This is a genomic window from Paenisporosarcina sp. P4_B8 (genome assembly GCF_056402175.1).
This window is the reverse complement of record NZ_JBFUHX010000037.1, coordinates 1-6,752: the sequence shown is the minus strand read 5'-3', so window position 1 is coordinate 6,752 and position 6,752 is coordinate 1. Positions and strand designations below refer to the sequence as shown.

The following is a 6,752-nucleotide window of genomic DNA, read 5'->3' as shown; positions in this document are numbered from 1 at the left end:
CGTTATTTGAATAAGAAAAAGGCTTTACCCCTTATTGAAGTAAGCCCCGTTAGTTGAATAACTCAAAATTACTTATGTTAATTTAAAGTAATTTATCTCCGGATTTTGTTATGAGAGAAATTAAAAGATTAGTACTAATACTGGCAGGCTATTAATTTAGACTACCAGTAAATTTTTTTGGGAATTTAGTTTTAACTATTCTATTTCAACAATAACTGTTCCTGCTGTGTATGATCCATTAACAATCATTACTAATTCTCCATGATTTTTAGGGACTTCATATGTTAAAATGACACTTACCTCACCAGGTAAAAACAACTTATAAATATTCGGTTTCTTATTCCAATCTCCAACGTTAATCTTTTTCATGTCGATGACTTTATATTCGTTTCCATATTCATCATTTAAATAGTAACCATGTGGTTTGTAAATAATATGATACTGCGGAGGGCCATTTCCTTCCTGTTTTATTGTTACTGGGATTGAAATTAATTTATTTTCTTCAGAAGTCACTTTCAAATTTGTTGGAACTTCTGTTAGCTTTCCGAAAGTTAAATCGGGCCCGTTTTTTCCATCTCCTGTACTTTCACCCAATGAAAGAACTTTCCATGCATTTTCTTTCAACTTTGAAAAGTCTTCCACTTCTGATTGTGAATCCACAACCTCTTGTTTTACATCATTTTGTTTGTTTTCTGTTTTTTCGGATGAAGTTGGCAACAATTTACCTGTTGTTCCTTCTGACAAAGATTCCATAACTTTTCCAGTGGAACTATTGTTACTTTCAGGAACTGCATATATGAATAAAGATAAAATCCCTACTATTAAACCAGCCCCTGCTAAACCAATAGCCCATTTAAATTGCTTTTCCACTTTTTTAGAGTTTTGAAGTGCTCCACTAATAGCTTGGTATGGTAGAATACGCGCTGCTTTATTTGCAGGTAATATAGCCCCAAAAACCCCAGTAATGATAGGTATCAATAAAGTTGCAATTAAGAAGATAAACTCCTCTACAGGTACTTCTCCATACATACGATAAATAATGATCAAGGCAATTCCTAAACCTATTATTCCCGCCAAAATCCCACTAATGATTCCTTCCATTATCACGAGTTTTCGTACTCCTATATTCTGCCAGCCCATTGCTTTCAAAACTGCAATCTGCGATTGTCTCTCCGACACATTCTGCCACATAATTTCGGTTGTAGTTAAGATCGCAATAAGAAGTGCTACACCCATGGCAACATAATGCATCATTCCGACTTCAAGTGCGACAAATTCGCCAAGCCAAGTAGCATATAGAACTCCCTTCAATCTAAACGTGACAAAGAGGAAGAAAATAAATAGGCTAGTTGGTACTGCAATAGCGATTATGGTTAACATATTTCGCTGCCACTGAGTAAATAAATAATTTAAACTCATTCCCAAAACTGATTCGGCTCTGACGATTCGATTTGTTTTATGCGAAACTTCCCCCGATTTCATCGATTCGTAGGGTTTGATTCTCTTAATTAACCAAATCGGAATAAGTGATCCAGACCAGTAAATAGTTAGTCCACATATACCGATCATAAAAACACGAACTAGTGATGTATCAATACTTCCCGAAACTAGGAATGCCCCCAAAATAAACCAACTAATGAACGCAACCAAAACACCTAATATCGTTGACTCTAAAAATAATAGTTTAGAGAGTTGAGATGGACGCCATCCTAATGACAACAAGACTGCAAATTCTTTTTTGCGTGCAAATAGCATGATAATATTAGATGAAAATACATAGACTATTGCCACGAGAATAACGCTTGCAATAACTCCCGACATTCCCATTTTCGACTCTTGAAAAATGGAAATAGACGAACCTAATTTTATCCATGGCTGTTGTACCCATCCAAGTGCTTTTTCACCTTCCAGACCAGGTAAATGAGTTAAAGCCAGTTGAGGAGAAGAACCAAGTGTCACATCCGTGATTAGGCCTGTTTTATCTTCTATTTCTTTTGCTACAGCTTGAAGTTTCGCTTCACTTTCTTCATTTAAAGAATTAACACCCGTAACATTCACTCGAATAGCAGATATCGGTTTATCACCTAATACTTTTGCTGCCGCCTCAATCGTTGTCAGAATTAATGGTGGTTTCGTTAAGAATCCATAAGGGTTATTTAACGGTTTCATATCTGTTGGTGGGTTAACTGGTTGATTCTTAGCATTAACAACCCATTGGGCCTTAGCCGGAAAGTATGTCTCCATTGGTAATTCTGTTAATGGATCTTTTGACAACTTTAATTTTTGGGGATCAAATACGCCAATGTAATTGAAATTAAGCATTGGCCAATCTTGGCTTGTCTCCCCAAACATGTTCACCGGTCGATACATGCTACGAACAGCAAGTAACGAATCTGTTGGTACTTCGTATGGTTTTACTTGATATGAATAAGGCCATCTTTTTCCAAACGGACTTGTCACAGGCTGGTAATCTATCGGTGATGGCTTAAATGCCATCCAAGTGGACTCTTCTAAACCAATTGAACCCTGATTTGGATTTAAAACGTTATTAATAAGTTTCTTATGAACATCTTCTGTAGTGTAAATGTAATTCTCTATTGGTATACCTTTTTGTTTTTCTAAAAATTCTTGTCCACCGTTCTTTTTAATTTCTTCCATCGTTTTAAATTGTTCAGAAGCTTTAAAAGGAATGTCTAATCTTTCAATTGTATAAGTCATCTTAGCATCTACGTAGTCTTTATTACTGATAATCACAGGAATTTGAATTCCTAAACCCTCTTCCATTTCCTTTGCCACGTCTTCATTGGTGAAAAATCTGCTATTTTCACTATTCAAGATAGCTTGATTAATTCCAATAAGTTCGGACTCCGCAGTTGGATCAATACCAGCAACCATTACTTCACTTCCATAAGAAAGATTGCTCAATATAGGAGATGCACCATACCCTGGGCCCTCAGGTCTCCAAGTCCCTACAGTAAAATAAGTATTCCCTTCAAATTTTTCAATACTAGCACCTGTATTGGTTTCTTCTAATATATTCATTCGGTAAATACCTGGTTCTTGAATGGAAACTTTATCTAGTTGTATATCCGTCTTAATTGAGCCCATCATCGCAATTGGCGCTGCTATGGCTATGTCTTTTATCTCTTTAATTTTTTCGTATTGTGAAAGGGAAATACCACCCTCCATTCCACTTAAATAGTTCGGCTCCAAAAGATTTAAATCCTCAGTAACACTCCTACTCCCTTGTGGACGTACTACTAGATGATAGGAAGACTCCCATCTTTTTTGCAATTCATCAACAATCGTCCCATTATTCGCTTGGGTAATTCCAATTAAATAACTGAGTCCCGTACTCAAAATTAATACGCCAACCAATAACAAGATAAAGCGTTCTTTGTTACGCCACCATGAATTCCAAATAAATTTAAACATACTGATTTACCAAAGCATCAGCAATAATTACCCCGTCCCGCATTTCAATCTTACGATTCGCTCTATCGGCAAGTTCAGGATCGTGCGTGACAAAAAGGACCCCACATCCCTTGTCTTGGTTTAAGGAAACGAGGAGTTGGAAGATGATTTCGCCTGTTTCTGTATCCAAGTTACCCGTCGGCTCGTCTGCGAGTAACCATTTCGGCTCGTGTATCAATGCACGGGCGATGGCAACTCGTTGTTGTTGTCCACCAGATAATTGGGAAGGTAATGAATTCGCCTTATCTTTTAATCCCACCAATTCAAGAAGTTGTTTTGCTCGTTGTTTTTTATCGTAATTGACTTTACGTCCAAACAGGGGAGCCATGATATTTTCTAATGCTGTTAAAGTTGGAATGAGATGAAATTGCTGAAAGATGAATCCGATGGTTTCAAAACGAAAATCAGCCATCTGTCGATTATTCATTTTGTGAATGGAGTCGTCTGAATAAAGAATTTTTCCACCTGACGGTACATCTAGTGTTCCAATAATACTTAGCAGTGTAGATTTACCAGATCCAGATGGTCCTATAATGGATACAAATTCCCCTTCGTTTACTTTTAAATTGACATCTTTTAATGCATAGGTTTCGATTCCATCACCTTTAAACAGCTTATTTATTTGTCTACATTCAATCGTATTTTTCAAGTTGCTCCCCCTTATTGAATATTATGTAAAATTCTGTATATTGAAAATATAACATATTAAAAATTCTTTTAATAGTAAATCTTTGGTAATATAAGTACTCAAAAACAAGGAAAGCATTCATCAAATAATGTTGAATGCTTTCCTTGTTTTTAGGATGATTCTTAATACAGGCTAGATAAATATCTCTTCAACTAACCTGCCCCTTTAGTTCAATAAGAAAAAGGGCTGAATAATCAGCCCGATGATCTTTAACTAAAGCACCCGTTAGTTGAATATCAACTATCTTTTAGAAAACAGCAATAAACTAAAACAGTTATTTAAGTTTTTCAAACTAACCGGAAGAATGGTATCTATTAGTTCCTATGTTAAAAATCAGTATTTCTCTTACGCAAATATGGTATTAATGAAAGTAAACCTAAGGTGGCTAAACAAGCCCCCACCCACAAAGGAGATACAAACCCATAACCTTTGTTGATCACTATGCCACCAAACGACGAACCGATGACAATACCTAGCGTAATAAAAGAAGTATGGACAGTGTTTACCATAGTCCCACTTCCCGCTATAATCATTACTCGTGTGACCATGGCCGGATTCATCGCTACACCAGTCATTCCAATAAGAACAATGGAAATGACAGTAATGTATTTATTTGCGGCACCCAATCCAAATAGAATTAACCCCGTGAGTAATAATATTAATCCAGTTACTAGTATTCTCATTGTAAAACGATCAGCAAATCTACCAATCAAAATGTTTCCGATTACTGTGGCACTGCCGTAAATAGCAAGTAAATACGGAATACTTGTATTCGAAAATCCCGTAACATTTGTAAAAATAGGAGTAAAATAACTAAACGCTGCAAACGTACCGCCAATGATCAACATACTCGTTAAATACGCTGCCCAGAGATGACGATTTTTAAAACTAGAAAATTCATCCTTCAGATTCACCAGATCTATTTTTGAGGATGATGGTAACAACACTTGAATCATTATTCCTGATATTAATACAAGAATCGTAACGAACCAAAAACTAATCCGCCAACCGAAATTTTGAGAAATAATTGTTGTAACTGGTAACCCTAATACCGTAGCGATCATTAAGCCCGCAAGGACAATCGAAGCTGCTTTTCCTCTTGTGTTAGGATGAACTAAAGTTGCTGAAATAGAAATGGCAACTCCAAAAGCTGCAGATGAAGCAATGCCGGTTATAACACGCGCTAACATCATGAAATTATAGCTCCAAGCAACTGCGCCTAGCGATTGGCCAATCAAAAAGACAACAATTAAAACCATTAGTGCTTGTTTTCGACGAATTTGCAGGAGTGTAGCAGTTAGAACAGGGCCTCCTAACACCATAGCTCCTGCATAAGCGGTAATTAAATACCCAATGGATGAGATCGAAACACTAAATTCATTAGCAAGTTCGTTCATCATACCCGCCACCATAAATTCAGATGTGGTCATAGAAAAAATTGTTAAAGCTAGTAAATATATTATAGATGGCAAAATTGACACTCCCTATTTATTATTGTAACAATCAGTACAAAAATTATCTAAAAAAAGAGCGCTTTAAGCGCCAAAAATAGATTCCATTGTTCCATTTATAATTTGTTCAGCCAATGTTCGACTTTGAATGGATGTAATAAGTACACGAAGTCCGTAGTAACTGCTTAAAAAAAGGCTTGCTAAATCAACAGCTGATTGTCTTTTTTTGATTTCACCGGTTCGTAAGCCTTCCTCCATTACTCTTTCCAAAGCTTGTAAAAGAAGTTCAACATGCTTTGATACAATTTCTTCAACCATTGGATCGTGATTAGCCCGTTCCAAACCGGCGTTAATAAGTAAACACCCTTTATGATCGGTATGTTTAAAATCTTCCTCCAATGCCCAAGCAAAAAAATTACTTAGCCGTTCTTTAACTGAGATTGGGTTTTCTAATATTTCCTTTTGGTCTCTAATCCCATTTTCATGGTAGCGTTCTAACACTTGTTTATAAAGCTCATGTTTACTTCCAAAAGTATTATATAAACTACCTTTACCAAGACCGGTATCACTGCATAAATTTTGCGTAGAACATCCCTCATATCCATTTATCCAAAATGTTTTCATCGCAACATCTACGATTGAGGAGTAATCGAAGTCTCGCGGTCTGCCACGTTTACTCAATGATATCTTCCTTTCATTTCGAAGTTACTATTAAAAGAATACTTTTTTGTACCATTCGGTCAATAAAAAAGATATATTAAACCAACCTCCACTGTTGATTATCTAGTATCTACCAATAAAATTGGATGGAAAAGAGATATTCTTGTAGGTTTTGAATAAAGTTTGAGTAAAAGTATTGAACCATTCCTTATTTAGTAACAAACAAAAAGAAGCCATTTAAAAAAATTGCAAAATGGCTTCTTAGTTTGTAATTTGGCATTCCGTCTTCATAAAAAAAGTTTGCACGTTTTTTAACGGTTCTTATTGAAGTAAAGCACCCGTTAGTTTAAGTATAATCCTTCACAAAATACTATAAATTTAATTCCAGCCATTCATCAGTTTCTTTAAAACCAAACTTCTTATATACTGGTCTGCCTAATTTTGAAGCCCCAAGCCACAGTTTGGATACAGTTTGGATA

The 6,752-nt window shown here is 35.9% G+C and carries 4 protein-coding genes and 1 pseudogene; all 5 read right to left on the bottom strand.

The genetic code is table 11. The features are described from left to right. Positions 1–195: 195 nt before the first annotated feature. Positions 196–3,435 (bottom strand): ABC transporter permease, encoded by a 3,240-nt coding sequence (locus tag AC1DSK_RS17120; RefSeq protein WP_477548759.1) that lies wholly within the window; start codon positions 3,433–3,435, stop codon positions 196–198. Beyond that, a complete protein-coding gene (locus AC1DSK_RS17115; RefSeq protein ID WP_477548758.1) occupies positions 3,428–4,123 on the bottom strand; it encodes an ABC transporter ATP-binding protein in 696 nt (231 codons plus the stop codon). Before AC1DSK_RS17115 ends, AC1DSK_RS17120 begins: the two co-directional genes overlap by 8 nt. A 365-nt stretch (positions 4,124–4,488) precedes the next feature. After that, positions 4,489–5,634 (bottom strand): MFS transporter, encoded by a 1,146-nt coding sequence (locus tag AC1DSK_RS17110; RefSeq protein WP_477548757.1) that lies wholly within the window; start codon positions 5,632–5,634, stop codon positions 4,489–4,491. Positions 5,635–5,697: 63 nt separating this feature from the next. Then, on the bottom strand, positions 5,698–6,294 hold the full coding sequence (locus tag AC1DSK_RS17105; RefSeq protein WP_477548756.1) for a TetR/AcrR family transcriptional regulator: 597 nt from the start codon (positions 6,292–6,294) through the stop codon (positions 5,698–5,700). A gap of 349 nt (positions 6,295–6,643) precedes the next feature. Further along, a pseudogene (locus AC1DSK_RS17100) lies at positions 6,644–6,752 on the bottom strand (GNAT family N-acetyltransferase); the annotation flags it as partial.

What these genes read in the sequence shown, in the direction of transcription:
- AC1DSK_RS17120 (WP_477548759.1), bottom strand. Translation starts at nt 3,435, where the DNA reads ATGTTTAAATTTATTTGGAATTCATGGTGGCGTAACAAAGAACGCTTT.